We start from the raw sequence: 14,854 nt of genomic DNA, 5'->3' as shown, positions 1-14,854 counted from the left end.
CTCAATTGTGATCGATCACCGGCGCGACACCATGCCCCTGGAGTAGGGGGCATCGGTTTCCGGGGCGACGACCGGCATCCGTGCGTCGACGATCAGGCCGAGCAACCCGAAGGCCAGACACACCAGCGACACCGCGATCGCGACCGGATGCGTGCCGCCGGTCAGCGCGTCGGCCAGCACGACCGTCGCGATGGTCCCCGGCGCCGAGCCGACCACCGTCGCGAGCAGGTACGGAGTGAATCGCACCGAGGACAACCCGCAGCAGTAGTTCACCACCGAGAACGGCGCGAAAGCGATGAGCCGCAGCGCGGCCACCGCGAGCCACCCGCGCTGCGCCAGCCGCAGGTCGACCGCCCGCACCGCCGGATGGGTGAGGTGCTCGGCGACCCGCGCGCGGCCGATCGCCCGCACCCCGAGCAGAGCGAGACCGGCACTCACGCCCGTGGCCCCGAGCGCGATCACCGACCCGAGCAGCGGACCGAACAGCACCCCACTGGTGACTGTCAGTACGGTGCGAGGCACCGGCGCGACCGCGACGAGGGAATAGAAGAGGAAGAACAGCAGGGGAAGCAGCGGTCCCACGCCGCCTGCCCAGTCCCTGACCTGCTGTGGGCCCGGCAACGGAACCAGCATCGCCACCACGAACAGGGTCGCCAACCCAGCCAGGGTCAGCAGCAGTCGGGGGGAGCGGATCAGCTGGAGCACCGCGACAGCGTACCGGTCGGTAGGGGATGGCCCCAGTGGGTGGACACGATGTCACAGATAGCATCGGAGGCGAACCGGACACATCCCGGTTCGCCGTGACGGAGGAGAGAACAGCAGCTATGCCGATTGGTTCAGAGGCAGGGGCAGGTCTCGCACCGGATCCGGTGCCCGAGTACGCCGCCTGGCGCAAGGGTGTGGCAGGCGTGCTGGCCAAGGCGCGACGGGTCGATGTCGCCGAGCTGCCCACCGAGCCCGAGCATCTGCTCGACGAGACCACCTATGACGGGCTCACCATCGCCCCGCTCTACACCCGCCGCGACGAGCTGCCCGAGCAGCCGCTGCCCGGCACCTTCCCGTTCGTGCGCGGCGGCGACGCCACTCGCGACCCGCAGCGCGGCTGGTTCGTCGGTGCCTTCGCCGGTTCGGCCGACGCCGCGAGTACCAACCGCGCCATCCTCACCGGGCTCGAGAACGGCGTCAGCGCGGTCTCGCTCGGGGTCGGCGCCCACGGCGTGCCGGTCACCCAGATCGCGACCGCCCTGTCCGGGGTGCTGTTCGAACTCGCCCCGCTGTCGCTGGTCGCGGGTGCCGAGGTGAGCGCGGCAGCCGAGCAGGTGTTCGAGGTGCTCGACGGCTACCAGCTCGAGGACCGCTCCCAGATCCGGGTCGGCCTGGGCGCCGCGCCGCTCACCGACGCCTTCGCCGGCCACGCCGACCTCGATGTCGAGCAGGCCGTCGCCTTGGCTCGCCGCGCGATCGCCCGTCCCGAAGCGGTGCGCGCGATCACCGTCGACGGCACCGCCTTCCACAACGCCGGTGCCGCAGACGCCCAGGAGCTCGGCGCCTCGATCGCCGCCGGTCTGGCCTACCTGCGCGCGTTGACGGGTGCGGGCGTGGATATCGCCGACGCGTTCGGTCAGCTCGAGTTCCGCTACGCGGCCACCGACGACCAGTTCGCCACCATCGTGAAGTTCCGCGCCGCCCGCCGTCTCTGGGCGCGCGTCGCCCAGGTGTGTGGTGCGCCCGCTTTCGGCGCCGCCCCGCAGCACGCGGTCACCTCCTCGGCCATGATGACCCAGCGCGATCCGTGGGTGAACCTGCTCCGCACCACGCTCGCCGCGTTCGGTGCCGGTGTCGGCGGGGCCGATTCGGTCACCGTGCAGCCGTTCGACTCCGCCCTTCCCGCGGGCGAACTCGGTGTGTCACAGTCGTTCTCGGAGCGCATGGCCCGCAATATCCAGCTGCTGCTGCTCGAGGAATCCCACCTGGGGCATGTGCAGGATCCCGGTGCCGGTTCGTGGTACGTCGAGTCCCTCACCGACGAACTCGCCGCCAAGGCCTGGGAATTCATGCAGGAGATCGAGGCCGCCGGTGGTTACCCGGCCGCGCTCGACACCGGACTGATCGCCGCGCGCGTCGCCGAGACCGCCGCCGCGCGCGCCGCCGACATCGCGCACCGCAAGACCGCCGTCACCGGTGTCAACGAGTTCCCCAACCTCGCCGAGGCGCCGCTGTCGGAGCAGGCGCGCGACCAGGCTTCGCTGGTGCGCTACGGTGCCGCGTTCGAGGCGCTGCGTAACCGCTCGGACGCCTACCTCGCGGTGAACGGTGAGCGGCCCAAGGCGCTGATCGTGGCACTCGGCCCGGTGGCCGAACACAACGCGCGCACCATCTTCACCGCGAACGTGCTTGCCTCCGGTGGCATCGAGTCGGTGAACCCCGGACCGCTCGCCGTTGAGGGAATCGCCGCTGCCGCAACCGGTTCCGGTGCTCGCATCGCCGTGCTGTGCGGTGCGGACAAGCGCTACGCCGAGGAAGCGGGCGCCGCGGTCGAGGCCTTGCGTGGCGCCGGGATCGAGACGGTGTTGCTGGCCGGGCCGGAGAAGGCCGTCGAGCAGTACAGCGGGACGCAGCGTCCCGACGGATTCCTGAGTCTGCGCATCGACGCGGTCGCGGTCCTGTCGCAGCTGCTGGAGAAGGTGGGAGCCTGATGACCACATCCGATATCGAGCACCGCATCGGCAGTTTCGCCGAGGTGCCGCTCACCGAGCGGGCGCCCGAGCCCGCCGCCGTCGATGCGGAGCAGGTGCGGGAGTTCGTGGCCGAGGCGGCCGCGGCCAACCACACCACCGCCGACCAGCTCACCTGGGCCACCCCGGAGGGCATCGACGTACCGCCGGTGTTCACCAAGGCCGACCGTGACGCCGTTGTTGCACAGGGCTATCCGCTCGACACGGTGCCCGGCGTCGCGCCGTTCCTTCGTGGTCCCTACCCGACCATGTACGTGAACCAGCCGTGGACGATCCGCCAGTACGCGGGCTTCTCCACCGCCGCGGATTCCAACGCCTTCTACCGCCGCAATCTGCAGGCGGGCCAGAAGGGTCTGTCGGTCGCGTTCGACCTCGCCACCCACCGTGGCTACGACTCCGATCACCCGCGCGTACAGGGTGACGTCGGCATGGCCGGTGTGGCGATCGACTCGATCCTGGACATGCGTCAGCTCTTCGACCAGATCCCACTGGATCAGGTGTCGGTGTCGATGACCATGAACGGCGCGGTGCTGCCGATCCTCGCGCTCTACGTCGTCGCCGCCGAAGAACAAGGCGTCACGCCCGAACAGCTGGCCGGAACCATTCAGAACGACATTCTGAAAGAGTTCATGGTCCGCAACACCTACATCTACCCGCCCAAGCCCTCGATGCGGATCATCTCCGACATCTTCGCCTTCACCAGCGCGAAGATGCCGAAGTTCAACTCGATCTCCATCTCGGGGTACCACATCCAAGAGGCCGGTGCGACCGCCGATCTCGAGCTGGCCTACACCCTGGCCGACGGTGTGGAGTACATCCGGGCGGGCATCGCGGCGGGCATGGACGTCGACAAGTTCGCCCCGCGCCTGTCGTTCTTCTGGGCCATCGGCATGAACTTCTTCATGGAGGTCGCCAAGCTGCGCGCCGGGCGCCTGCTGTGGAGCGAACTGGTGTCGAAGTTCGAGCCCAAGAGCGCGAAATCGCTGTCGCTGCGCACTCATTCGCAGACCTCCGGCTGGTCGCTGACCGCGCAGGACGCCTACAACAATGTGGCGCGCACCTGCATCGAGGCGATGGCCGCGACCCAGGGTCACACCCAGTCGCTGCACACCAACGCGCTCGACGAGGCACTGGCGCTGCCGACGGACTTCTCCGCCCGCATCGCCCGCAACACCCAGCTGCTGATCCAGCAGGAGTCCAACACCACCCGCCCGATCGACCCGTGGGGTGGTTCGTACTACGTCGAGTGGCTCACCCACCAGCTCGCCGAGCGGGCGCGCGCCCACATCGCCGAGGTGGAGGCGCACGGCGGTATGGCGCAGGCGATTTCGGAAGGCATTCCGAAGCTGCGCATCGAAGAGGCCGCCGCCCGCACCCAGGCGCGCATCGACACCGGGCAGCAGCCGGTGATCGGCGTCAACAAGTACCAGGTCGAGGAGGACCACGAGGTCGAGGTCCTCAAGGTCGAGAACTCGCGGGTGCGTGCCGAGCAGATCGAGAAGCTGGAACGCTTGCGCGCCGAACGTGATTCGGTGGCGGTCGAACACGCGCTGGCCGAATTGACCCGTGCGGCAGCCTCTTCCGAGGGTGGCATGGAGAACAACCTCCTGGCGCTGGCCATCGACGCGGCCCGCGCCAAGGCCACCGTCGGTGAGATCTCCGACGCGCTGGAGAAGGTGTACGGCCGCCATCAGGCCGAGATCCGTACCCTGTCCGGTGTGTACCGTGACGAAGCAGGCAAGGCATCCAACATCGGTGCCGCCATCGCGCTGGTCGAGGAGTTCGCCGAGGCCGAGGGCCGTCGCCCCCGCATCCTTGTCGCCAAGATGGGTCAGGACGGGCACGACCGCGGCCAGAAGGTCATCGCGACCGCGTTCGCCGACCTCGGCATGGACGTCGACGTGGGCCCGCTGTTCCAGACCCCCGAAGAGGTGGCGCGCCAGGCGGCCGACAACGACGTCCACATCGTCGGTGTCTCCTCGCTGGCCGCGGGTCACCTCACGCTGGTGCCCGCCCTGCGGCAGGCGCTGGCCTCGGTCGGTCGCCCCGACATCATGGTCATCGTCGGCGGCGTCATCCCGCCCGGTGACTTCGACGAGCTCTACGAAGCGGGCGCGGCGGCGATCTTCCCGCCCGGCACCGTGATCGCCGACGCGGCGATCGACCTGCTGCGCAAGCTCGGTGCCTCGCTCGGCCACGAGATCGGTGGCGGCAGCCCGGCATGATGTGGCCGGCCCGCTGCGTCATGGACGAATGTGCCTGCGGCGCAGCGGGTTCGGGCCTGCCCGTGTGGGCGGGTGACGGGCACACGGTGGAGGCACCGGGTCGGCGGCAGCGCGGGCCGGTGCCGGTCGGAGGGACACGGACATGAACGAGGCCGCACAGGGCGGGCATCCACGCCTGGGCACCACGGCGGGTGTCGGGGCGCCCCGCAACGGTGAACGAGCCGTGGCGCGGACACCGCGCACCATCGACGTCGACGCGCTCGCCGACGGTATCCGCGCCGGTCAGCGTGCCGCGCTGGCCCGGGCGATCACGCTGGTCGAGTCGACCAGGTCCGATCACCGCGAACTCGCCCAGCAGTTGTTGCTGCGGGTGAGCGGGGAACCCGGTGCGGTGGTCTCGAACCGGGTCGGCATCACTGGTGTGCCCGGGGTCGGCAAGTCGACGTTCATCGACGCGCTCGGCATGTACCTGCTCGGCAAGGGGCATCGGGTCGCGGTGCTGGCCGTCGACCCGTCCTCGACCCGCACCGGTGGGTCGATCCTGGGCGACAAGACCCGGATGGCGCGGTTGTCCCTGGAAGCCGACGCGTTCATCCGGCCCTCGCCGACGGCGGGCACACTCGGCGGCGTCGCCAAGGCCACCCGCGAAACGATTGTGCTGCTCGAAGCAGCCGGCTACGACGTGATCCTGGTGGAGACAGTCGGCGTCGGCCAGTCCGAGGTGACCGTCGCCAACATGGTCGACGTGTTCTGCTTCCTCACCCTGGCCCGCACCGGCGATCAGTTGCAGGGCATCAAGAAAGGTGTGCTCGAGCTGGCCGAGGTGGTCGCGGTCAACAAAGCCGACGGCAAGCACGAGATGGAAGCCAAGAGCGCCGCCCGGGAACTTTCCGGCGCGCTGCGGCTGATCCACCCGCACGACGCACTGTGGAAACCGCCGGTGCTCACCATGAGCGGGCTGGAAGGTCTTGGCCTGGACAAGTTCTGGGACACCGTGCTCGAACATCGGCGGGTGCTCACCGAGGCGGGAGAGTTCGCCGAGAAGCGTCGCCGTCAGCAGGTCGACTGGACCTGGACCATGGTGCACGACCAGATCCTGCGCCGCCTGACCGACAATCCGCGCGTGAAAGAGGTTCGCGCGCAGGTGGAATCGGCTGTCCGCGCGGGGGAGCTCACCCCTGCTCTCGCCGCCGAGCAAATTCTCACGGCTTTCGACCGGAGTTGACGATCGCCCGCCGATAGCTGACCACGGTAAGGCTTGCCTATCGGGGCGGTGTCTGCTGGGGTTCATAGCCCTTCACCTCGAAGTGTGCGGATGGTATTCCGTTGCCGTCAACTTCGCCAGCTGTTGTCTGTGTCGATTTCCGTGGATGCTGGAAGGTAGACGCCGCAAGCGACTGCCGAGGAGGTAGTGATGGCGATCTACCGCACGAATCGGATCATGGGTAGCGACAAGACCCCCGAGCAGGCGGTTCTCGGGGGAGATGGCCGGTGGCGGCTCACCTGGTTGCCGGAATTCGGCCTCACGACTGATCAGGCGGTATCGGGACTGCGCCTGGATGAAATTCTCAGCGACCCGGATCTGGTCTACGACCGGATGGCGCTGGCGGAGGCCACCACTTGCGCCGATCGCATCGGCATCATCCTCGAGCTCGCGATGGTGCGCTTGTGGAAGCGGCTGAACAGCGCCATCGCACTCTGTGGGCTCTTCATGGCCCGACTCGCCTGACCTGGCACGACAAGGATCTTCCGGAACCCACCGCGCGGACCGCGGTGGGTTTCTTGTCCAGGGGGTTGCGCGAGGGGGTGTCTGTGTGAATACTTAGGTATGTGCCTAAGTATTCGAGCGGTGAAGCGGACGGGAGACTCGACGATGTCTTCCGGGCGCTCATGGATCCGACTCGGCGGGCGATCGTCGAACGGCTGACGCGGGGACCCGCGTCGGTGTCCGAACTCGCGACGCCTTTCGACGTCGCGATGCCGACGATCGTGCAGCACCTCAAAGCCCTGGAAGCGGGGCGGATCGTCGCCTCGGCCAAGATCGGGCGCGTGCGCACCTACCAGTTGGTTCCCGGCGCCTTCGGGGCCGCGATCGACTGGCTGGGGCGCCAGCGTCCACCCGCCGAACGACAGCTCGACAGGCTGACCGCATTGCTCACCGAAACAGCGAAATCCTCAGAAGGAGAACAACAATGAACACCGTGACCCGTTCCGTCAAGCACGCCCAGTTCACCATCGAGCGGGAGGTGCCCGTCGCGCCGTCCGTCGCCTTCGGGGCCTTCGCCGACCCCGCGATCAAGAGCCGCTGGTTCGGTGGCGAGGAAGGCTGGGAGCAGGGTGAGGTCTCCATGGACTTCCGTGTCGGCGGCCAGGAGGTCAACGAGGGCACCTTCGAGGGGAAGATGACCTCCCGCTTCGTCGCCACCTACACCGACATCATCGACGACGAGCGTCTCGTCTACACCTACGACATGTGGATCAACGGCGACCACATCTCCACCTCGGTCGCCACCTGGGAATTCGAACCGACCGCGGCGGGCACCAAGCTCACCCTCGTCGAATTCGGTGCTCACCTGGACGGTTTCGACACCGGCGCACAGCGGGAAGAGGGTACTCGCGAACTGGTCGAGAACCTCGTCCGCTACCTTGCCACCGCCGCCTAGGTTCAGTGATGTCCCTTCGCGCCCATGTCCATGGCCATCGGCGCGGGCCGCTGTCCCGGGGCGAGGACCAGGAACTGGCCCATCATCCCCTGATCCTCGTGGTGGAGCAGGTGGCAGTGGAACATGTAGGGGTAGGTGGGGTCGGTGTGGTCGGCGAAGCGCATGGCCAGGGTGTAGGTCGAGCCGGAGCTGGTGTAGACGGTGTCTTTCCACCCGGATAGCGCTGGGGGAGGGGTCTTTCCGTCGACGGTGAGGACCTGGAACTGCACATCGTGGACATGGAAGTTGTGCGGCCAGTTGTCCTTGTTGCGCACCGACCACACCTCGGTGGTGTCCACGGGGATGGTCATGTCGATGCGGTTCATGTCCATGCGCTGGTTGTTGATCATGAACCACTGCAGGTCGAAGGACCGTGTCGCCGGGGTCGTCGCGGCGGCAAGGGCGGTCATCGGGATCAAAGACGCGGGTAGGGGCGCGCTGGGGCGGAGGGTTTCGGCGGCCTGGAGGGCAAGGATGTCGAAAGTGTCGTCGAAGCCGAACTCGGCGGCACGGTCGATGCCCGCGCGGTCGGCGATCGGCAGCGACCGCAGCGTCGTGTTCTCGCCGGGACGCAGTGCGATCACGATCTCGGCGCGCTCGCCGGGGCTGAGCTGGAGCTGTTCCAGCGCAATGGGTTTCGGTAGTAGTCCGCCGTCCGTGCCGATCAGGTGGAAAGCCCGGCCGTCGGCGAGAGCGAGGTTGTAGAGGCGGCCCGAGGAGCCGTTGAGGACGCGCAAACGCACCCGTTCGGTGGTGACCCGCAGATGCGCGCCCGCGACGCCGTTGGTCACGATGGTGTCGCCCAGCAGGCCTACATCGGTGGGATCGGACTCGTCCACGGCGCCGTCGGCGGTGAACCGGCGGTCCTGGATCACCAGCGGAATATCGTCCACCCCATACTCTTTGGGCAGGGGCAGCGCATCGGCGGCATCGTCATCGATGAGGAAGAAGCCGGACAGACCCCGGTGCACATGCTTTTCCGTCGCACCGTGCGGATGCGGGTGATACCAGAGGGTCGCGGCCTGCTGCTGCACCGTCCAGCTCGGCGTCCACACCGCGCCCGGCGCGATCATCTGGTGCGGCCCACCGTCGAACTTCGCGGGCAGGTGCATGCCGTGCCAATGCACCGACGTCGCCTCGGACAGGGCATTGCTGATCGCGAACTCGACCCGCTCACCACGCCGCGCCCGCACCGTCGGGCCGAGCACCGACCCGCTGTAACCCCAGGTAGCGGTCGTGACCCCGCGCAACACCTCGGTCGTGCCCGCCTGGGCGCGCAGGGTGAACCGCCGGACACCGTCAGCACCGACGGTCGACGGCGCGAGCGGCGGGATCGGCAGCGGACGGGTGCCGGTTGCGGCCGAAACGGACGGCCGAACCGAACACCCGGCCGCGTACACCACCGGGGCCAGCGCCAAGCCGGCGAGGAAACCTCGTCGCGAAACCACAGGTAACTCCATCTCTGAGTGGGAACCCCCAGCTTCGCCCGGTTCCTGCGCACCCGGCTCAGCCCACCGGCCCGACCACCGCCCGAAAATTCCGCCCGCCCGACCCTTGCGCACCTTCCTGTGAGCTGCTACTGGGTATCGCGGAAGACCCTGGCCTCCGTTAGGCGATGCCTCCGGGCGCCCGAGGGGCCGCCGCTCGCAGCCGAACCCCAGCGGCGCGAAGCCGCGGCGGCCAGGAAAGTCGCGCGCCCCGCTGGGCCCGGGATTCGGAAAGGACGAACGAACTTCGCGGCGTCACTCCCGCTGCCGCCACGACGGTGACGGGGCGCAATCCTGGCGGGGGATGCAAGCGCGGCGCTCGGACCGAGCCGACGTTCCGCGTCGGAGCGGCGCACTCCCCTGATGTACCCGGGTCGGCGCGAGCGGCGTGTAACCCGGCCATGCCCGGCGCGGGCCGACCATAGCGACACCGGGCGATCGGCCTGCACGCCGCGCTACAGCGTCGCAGGCGTGCGGCGGCGGATGGTTCGGTGTGTCGGGGTTGCGGGCGGTCGGGCCTTCCACGGTCGACGCATACGGTGGGAACGTGATCGATGTGCGTGCTCGCCCTGACCCGCGCCGCCTGCTGCGGTGGCTGCCGGTGGCTGTGGTCCCGGTGCTGCTGGCGGCCAGCACGTACCCGGGCCAGTTCCGGGTGCCTGTGCACTATTGGGTGCTCGCGATGAGCGCCGCGGTGGTGTTCGCGGTGGGGCGGCGGTGGCCATTGGCGGTGTCGCTCATACTGTCGGCTCTGGCGGTTCCCATGTTTCGTACCGAGGCGTGGGGTGTGGCCGGTCTGGTGCCGTACCTCGGGGCCGTGGCGCTGGTCGATGTCGTCGCCCGGACCGACCGGCGCCTGACCGTCGTACTCGCGACCGTCGGGTGGGCGGCAGCGGTTGTCCTCGGGTGGATCGGGCTGCACGACACATCCATCGGTCGCGCTTCCACCCTCGTCGAGGGCGTCGCCTACGTCGGGTTGCCGCTGCTGCTGGGGTTGTACCTGCGTGGACAACGCGAGCTGGCCGACAATCTGCGCCTGCGCGCCGCCGACGCCGAGGCACGCACCCGCCTCGACGAGCGAGCGGCGATGGCCAGGGAACTGCACGACGTCGTCGCCCACCACATGGCCTCGATCATCCTGCGGATCTCGGTGGCCGGCCACGTTGTCCGGCAAGCGGATCCGCGGATCACGGCGGTCCTCGACGATGTCCGAGCCACAGCGACCGACGCGCTGGGCGACATCCGGAGACTGCTCGCGGTCCTCCGCGATCCCGCGCTGGGGGAGGTGGCGCTGGTCGAGCCCGACGCCGTCGGTGCGGAGATCGACGCCGCCGTCGCACGCGTACGAGCCGCCGGATTCACTGTCGAGTCGACAGTCGGTGACCTGACTGGGCTCGATGCCATTCGAAGGCTCACCCTGCTCCGGCTGGTGCAGGAATCGCTCACCAATGTGATGAAGCACGCGAATCACGCTGTGCCGGTGCGATTCACGATCGACCGGGACGACAACGGCATCACCCTGACCGTCGTCAGCGGCGCCGACAATGCCGCGACAACACCCGGCCACGGCATCGTCGGCATGCGCGAGCGCACCGAACTCGCCGGCGGCACACTGACCGCCACCGCCGAGGACCAGCGCTGGATCGTGCGCGCCCACCTTCCGGACCGGATTCGAGGAGGACAAGAGTGATCCGCGTACTACTCGCCGACGACCAACGCCTGATCCGGGCCGGACTGCGGATGCTCATCGAAGACACCGACGACATCACCGTCGCCGGAGAGGCCGCCGACGGCGTCGAAGCGGTCCGCCTGCACACCGAACTACGTCCCGACCTGGTGATCATGGACCTGCGCATGCCAGGCCTCGACGGCATAGGCGCCACCCGGCAGATTCTCGCCACCGACCCCCGGGCGAAGGTCCTGGTGCTGACCACCTTCGACGACGACGAACACCTGCTGCCCGCCCTGTCCGCCGGTGCCACAGGCTATTTCGTGAAAGACACCGACCCCACCGTCCTCCTCGACGCCATCCGCCGCACCGTCGAAGGCGACCTCCTCTTCTCACCCACCCTGCTCCGCAGACTCATCACCCGAGCACTGACAACCCCACCCGAAACCCCCTCACCCCCACCCGATCTCACCGCCCGCGAACGCGACGTCCTGCACCTGGTAGCCGAAGGTCATGGCAACCAGGAAATCGCCGACCGCCTCCACCTCGGCGTGAGCACCGTCAAAACCCACATCACCAACCTGCTCGACAAAACCGGCACCGACAACCGCGTGCGCCTCGCGGTATACGCCTCCAAAATGGGCTGACCTGCGCTACCCACAACGCTCAGAACGGAGATCGAGACCTCCAGTATCGACGGGCCGGCGACAGCAACCTGACCGGTGCGAAAAACTGTGATCGCCCCAACCGCTCGCCGACGAAACCTTCCTGCACCTGTGGTGAGGCGCCGGAGCGGGTAGTCGGCGGTCAACAGGCGGGAGACAATCCTTAAGGCGCGTCGAGGTCGAAGAGGTGGGCGGCGTTGTCGTGGCACACCTTTCGGAGCCAGTCGGGGCCGAGGTCGAGGCGTTCGAGGGCGGCGACTGCCTCGGCGTAGGGGTAAGGAATGTTGGGGAAGTCGCTGCCGAAAAGGATGCGGGGGCCGAAGGCGAGGAGACGGTCGCGTTGGTCGGCGGGGAAGGGGGCGCCTGCTTCGCTGAAGTCGGTCCAGACCATGGTGGTGTCGAGATAGAGCCGGGGGTATTGCTCGGCGAGATCGAGGAACTCGCGGTATTCGGGGGTGCCCATGTGGGCGATGATCAAGCGCAGGGTGGGGAAGCGGCGCAGGAGTTCGGCGATGGGGGCGGGGCCGGTGAACTCGCCGGGGGCGGGGCCCGAACCACAGTGGATGAGGACGGGGACGCCGCTGTCGGCGAGGATCGACCAGACCGGGTCGAGTAGCGGGTCGAGCGGGGAGAACCCGCCGACCTGGATGTGCACCTTGAAGATTCGCGCACCGCGCTCGATCGCCTCGGCCACATAGCGTGGCGCGTCGGGTTCGGGGTACAAGGTCGCGGTGTGCAGGCAATCGGGGGTACGGGCGGCGAACTCGGCGGTCCACTCGTTGAGCCACTCACCCATATTCGGTTTGTGCGGGTACACCAAGGAGGTGAACGCACGAACACCGAAGTCGCGCAACGTTTTCAGACGCACCTGTTCGTCGTCGCGATAGGTGATCGGCCAGGGGCGGCCGGTGAGTGGGCCGGCCGTGTCGAAGTAGGCCCACACCTTGCGCATCACCTGATCGGGCATGAAGTGGGTGTGCACGTCGACGATCGCGGGAAGCTCCAGCCTGCGGCGGAAATCGGCGAGATAGGTGACGGTGTCGATGGTCATGAGTGCTCCGGGTACAGGCGTCGCGCGAACGCTCCGACGCGGGTGACGAGACGGTCGAAGAACACGGCCGGGTCGGTGCCGATCACGATGTCGGCGTTGGGTTCCCGGCCCCACATGCCCGCCCAGTCGGCGACGGTCGTGGCCCGGGTGATGGTGCCGGCCAGCTCCACGTCCACGGTCGCCGGCCGGGTGGTCGCCAGGGTGGGGTCGAGCGCGACGGCGGCGGCGAACGGGTCGTGCATGTGCGCGAGGTACCCCAGGTCGTACTGGTGGTGGAAGTCGAAATAGAAACGCACCGCGTCGGTGAGGTACCGCACGATCGGATTGGTTGCGGCCGAACGCCATTCGACCGGATGACCCGCCGCGACCAGATCCGGCGAGGTACTACCCGCGGCCTCGGCCAGCAGGACGAGATGCTCGGGCCGCATCTCGATTCTCTCGGTGATGTCGAGCGCGCACACCAGCGGGCGACGATCCGGTGGTGCGGCGGAGAAGGCGTCGAACACCTCCTTGGCCGCTTCCGGATCGACGTGGATGTTCCACTCGTTGGTCGGCGTCGTATTGCCCGGGTGATTAAACGCCCCACCCATCACGACCAGCCTGCGCAACAACCGGGGCAGCTCGGGTTCCATCCGCAAGGCCAGCGCGAGGTTGGTGAGCGGGCCGGTGCACAACCCGATCGCCGCACCGGGATTCGCCCGCGCCAGCTCCACCCACATCCGCGCCGCCGACCGCTCCGAAACCTCGCGTGGCGACAGCGGCAGGACCGCGTACCCGAGTCCCTGCGGACCGTGCGTGTCCTCCGTGGTGCGCAGCGGTATCGCCAGCGGCTCGGCCGCTCCCAGTGCCACCTCGATTTCGGGTGCCCGGCCGAGATCCAGCACGGCGAGCGTATTGGCCGCCACCTGCGCGGCAGGCACATTGCCCGCCGTGGCCGCGATCCCGAGGATCTCGGCCTCCGGCGAGGCGAGCAGATAGAGCATGGCCAGGGAGTCGTCGATTCCGGTATCGACGTCGAGGATGATCGGCTGCGCCACGTTTCGAGAGTAACCAGGCGCCCGCACTCAGTAGCGCGGCAGGGCGAAGTCCTCGTTGTCGGCGAAGAACAGCTTCGCGGTGATCGGGCGCATCGGCCGCGATGTCAGCAGCCGCACACTGACCCGCATCACCCGGGTCATCAAGGCACTGCGCGGAACCATCATGTCGATGCCGCCACCAGGAATCTCCTTGGCCTTGGCCAGGAATGGGGTGATCGCGTCCTGGTAGCGGCGCAGTGCCGCAGGCAGATCATGCGGAGTGGCGGCGATCTCGGCGGCCAGCACATACCCGCCGACGATCGCCATCGCGGTGCCCATGCCCGTCAGCGGGGAACCGCAATACCCGGCGTCGCCGACCAGCGTGACTCGGCCGACGGCCAGTTCGGGCACGTCGACGCGGGCGAGGTCGTCGAAGTAGAAGTCCGGCGTCGTCTCCATCGCGGCCAGGATCTCCGGAGCCCGCCAGCCCGCGTCACGCAGGGCTCCTCGCAGGAGCGCGCGCTGGGCTTCGGGGTCGCGGCGCAGGGCGGGATCGATGTCGGTGCGCACCATGATGATGGCCTTCGCGGTGGCAGGGTCACCGTCGGGCCGGATGCCGAGCATCGCTCCGGGCAGCAGGCGCATGGCGAACCAACCCGGTTCGGCGTCGGCGGGGGTCGGCATCGTGAAGAACGCGCCGTAGGCGCCGAGGTTGGTCACGAACCGGTCTTCCGGGCCGAACACCAGGCGGCGGGTCGCCGAATGCACACCGTCGGCGCCGATCACCAGATCGAAGCGCCCGGTCGCGCCCGAGGCGAAGGTGACCTCGACGCCGGTGTCGTCCTGCTCGACGCGCTCGATCCAGTCACCGTATCGGTAGTCGAGGTGACCGTCGTCGGCTGCGGTCACCGCGTCGAGCAATACCTGATTGAGATCGCCACGGGTGATCTCGATGTCGGCGACGGCGCCCTTGCCGTCGAAGTCCTCCATCGCCATACGGGCATAGACCCGGCCGTCACCGTCGACGTAGGCCATACCGCGTTCGTCGAGCTGGTACTTGCGGATGCCCTCCATCAGCCCCATGCGTTCGACCGCTTCCTTGCTCGGTCCGCGCAGATCCACCGCCTGCCCGCCGGCCCGGGGGACCGCCGCCCGCTCCACGACTGTGGTGCGAATGCCCTTGCGCAGCAACTGGAGTGCGACCGTGTTGCCCGCGATGCCGCCGCCGGCGACCAGAACGTGCAGTGCAGTGGTGGTCATAGTGTGTCCCGCCTCGAGAATTTGAACGCATGTCTTAGACCAAT

The 14,854-nt window shown here is 68.3% G+C and carries 13 protein-coding genes; 8 read left to right on the top strand and 5 right to left on the bottom strand.

Going from position 1 to position 14,854, the window contains the following annotated elements:
* Window positions 1–15: 15 nt before the first annotated feature.
* The gene (locus AB0F86_RS08815; RefSeq protein ID WP_356983029.1) at window positions 16–705 is read right to left on the bottom strand and encodes a TVP38/TMEM64 family protein; all 690 of its coding nucleotides are present in this window, start codon (window positions 703–705) and stop codon (window positions 16–18) included.
* A 119-nt stretch (window positions 706–824) separates the two neighbouring features.
* Here AB0F86_RS08815 and AB0F86_RS08810 point away from each other — a divergent pair, with 119 nt between their 5' ends.
* The 6 genes from AB0F86_RS08810 to AB0F86_RS08785 all read left to right on the top strand — a co-directional run bounded on the left by AB0F86_RS08810 (window position 825) and on the right by AB0F86_RS08785 (window position 7,623).
* Entirely contained in the window at window positions 825–2,696 is a 1,872-nt protein-coding gene (locus AB0F86_RS08810; RefSeq protein WP_356983027.1) for a methylmalonyl-CoA mutase family protein, read from the top strand.
* Window positions 2,696–4,960 (top strand): methylmalonyl-CoA mutase, encoded by a 2,265-nt coding sequence (scpA, locus tag AB0F86_RS08805; protein WP_356983026.1) that lies wholly within the window; start codon window positions 2,696–2,698, stop codon window positions 4,958–4,960. The genes AB0F86_RS08810 and scpA overlap by 1 nt, the downstream gene beginning before the upstream one ends.
* A gap of 223 nt (window positions 4,961–5,183) precedes the next feature.
* Window positions 5,184–6,185, top strand: a complete 1,002-nt coding sequence (meaB, locus tag AB0F86_RS08800) for a methylmalonyl Co-A mutase-associated GTPase MeaB (protein ID WP_356983758.1) — start codon at window positions 5,184–5,186, stop codon at window positions 6,183–6,185.
* A 189-nt stretch (window positions 6,186–6,374) separates the two neighbouring features.
* Window positions 6,375–6,689, top strand: coding sequence for a hypothetical protein (locus AB0F86_RS08795; protein ID WP_181699642.1), 315 nt, complete (start codon window positions 6,375–6,377; stop codon window positions 6,687–6,689).
* Between the two features lie 101 nt (window positions 6,690–6,790).
* Window positions 6,791–7,156, top strand: a complete 366-nt coding sequence (locus tag AB0F86_RS08790; protein WP_356983024.1) for a metalloregulator ArsR/SmtB family transcription factor — start codon at window positions 6,791–6,793, stop codon at window positions 7,154–7,156.
* Entirely contained in the window at window positions 7,153–7,623 is a 471-nt protein-coding gene (locus tag AB0F86_RS08785; RefSeq protein ID WP_356983022.1) for an SRPBCC domain-containing protein, read from the top strand. The genes AB0F86_RS08790 and AB0F86_RS08785 overlap by 4 nt, the downstream gene beginning before the upstream one ends.
* Window positions 7,624–7,625: 2 nt before the next feature.
* Here the strand turns inward: AB0F86_RS08785 and AB0F86_RS08780 are convergent, their stop codons facing one another.
* A complete protein-coding gene (locus AB0F86_RS08780) occupies window positions 7,626–9,122 on the bottom strand; it encodes a multicopper oxidase domain-containing protein (RefSeq protein ID WP_356983021.1) in 1,497 nt (498 codons plus the stop codon).
* Window positions 9,123–9,696: 574 nt separating this feature from the next.
* Here AB0F86_RS08780 and AB0F86_RS08775 point away from each other — a divergent pair.
* Together AB0F86_RS08775 and AB0F86_RS08770 are read left to right on the top strand one after the other, a co-directional pair.
* Window positions 9,697–10,839, top strand: coding sequence for a histidine kinase (locus tag AB0F86_RS08775; RefSeq protein WP_356983019.1), 1,143 nt, complete (start codon window positions 9,697–9,699; stop codon window positions 10,837–10,839).
* Window positions 10,836–11,465 carry a response regulator transcription factor gene (locus AB0F86_RS08770; RefSeq protein WP_356983017.1) on the top strand — a complete coding sequence of 210 codons (630 nt, stop codon included), beginning with the start codon at window positions 10,836–10,838 and terminating at the stop codon, window positions 11,463–11,465. The genes AB0F86_RS08775 and AB0F86_RS08770 overlap by 4 nt, the downstream gene beginning before the upstream one ends.
* Window positions 11,466–11,646: 181 nt before the next feature.
* Here the strand turns inward: AB0F86_RS08770 and AB0F86_RS08765 are convergent, their stop codons facing one another.
* From AB0F86_RS08765 to AB0F86_RS08755, 3 genes are read right to left on the bottom strand one after another with little or no spacing between them, the layout of a single operon-like run.
* A complete protein-coding gene (locus tag AB0F86_RS08765; protein ID WP_356983016.1) occupies window positions 11,647–12,534 on the bottom strand; it encodes an amidohydrolase family protein in 888 nt (295 codons plus the stop codon).
* On the bottom strand, window positions 12,531–13,571 hold the full coding sequence (locus AB0F86_RS08760; RefSeq protein ID WP_356983014.1) for a nucleoside hydrolase: 1,041 nt from the start codon (window positions 13,569–13,571) through the stop codon (window positions 12,531–12,533). Before AB0F86_RS08760 ends, AB0F86_RS08765 begins: the two co-directional genes overlap by 4 nt.
* A 27-nt stretch (window positions 13,572–13,598) precedes the next feature.
* Window positions 13,599–14,810: an FAD-dependent monooxygenase gene (locus AB0F86_RS08755; RefSeq protein WP_356983012.1), complete on the bottom strand. Its 1,212-nt coding sequence runs from the start codon at window positions 14,808–14,810 to the stop codon at window positions 13,599–13,601.
* Window positions 14,811–14,854: the final 44 nt, after the last annotated feature.

The sequence above is a fragment of the Nocardia sp. NPDC023733 genome (genome assembly GCF_040639775.1).
In the GTDB taxonomy this organism is placed as follows: domain Bacteria; phylum Actinomycetota; class Actinomycetes; order Mycobacteriales; family Mycobacteriaceae; genus Nocardia; species Nocardia rosealba.
This window is presented reverse-complemented; position numbering and strand designations above follow the sequence as displayed.

Excerpts from the sequence above, each read along its gene's own strand:
- AB0F86_RS08810 (WP_356983027.1), top strand. The coding sequence starts at position 825 with ATGCCGATTGGTTCAGAGGCAGGGGCAGGTCTCGCACCGGATCCGGTG.
- scpA (WP_356983026.1), top strand. The coding sequence starts at position 2,696 with ATGACCACATCCGATATCGAGCACCGCATCGGCAGTTTCGCCGAGGTG.
- AB0F86_RS08795 (WP_181699642.1), top strand. The coding sequence starts at position 6,375 with ATGGCGATCTACCGCACGAATCGGATCATGGGTAGCGACAAGACCCCC.
- AB0F86_RS08785 (WP_356983022.1), top strand. The coding sequence starts at position 7,153 with ATGAACACCGTGACCCGTTCCGTCAAGCACGCCCAGTTCACCATCGAG.
- AB0F86_RS08780 (WP_356983021.1), bottom strand. The coding sequence starts at position 9,122 with ATGGAGTTACCTGTGGTTTCGCGACGAGGTTTCCTCGCCGGCTTGGCG.
- AB0F86_RS08765 (WP_356983016.1), bottom strand. The coding sequence starts at position 12,534 with ATGACCATCGACACCGTCACCTATCTCGCCGATTTCCGCCGCAGGCTG.
- AB0F86_RS08755 (WP_356983012.1), bottom strand. The coding sequence starts at position 14,810 with ATGACCACCACTGCACTGCACGTTCTGGTCGCCGGCGGCGGCATCGCG.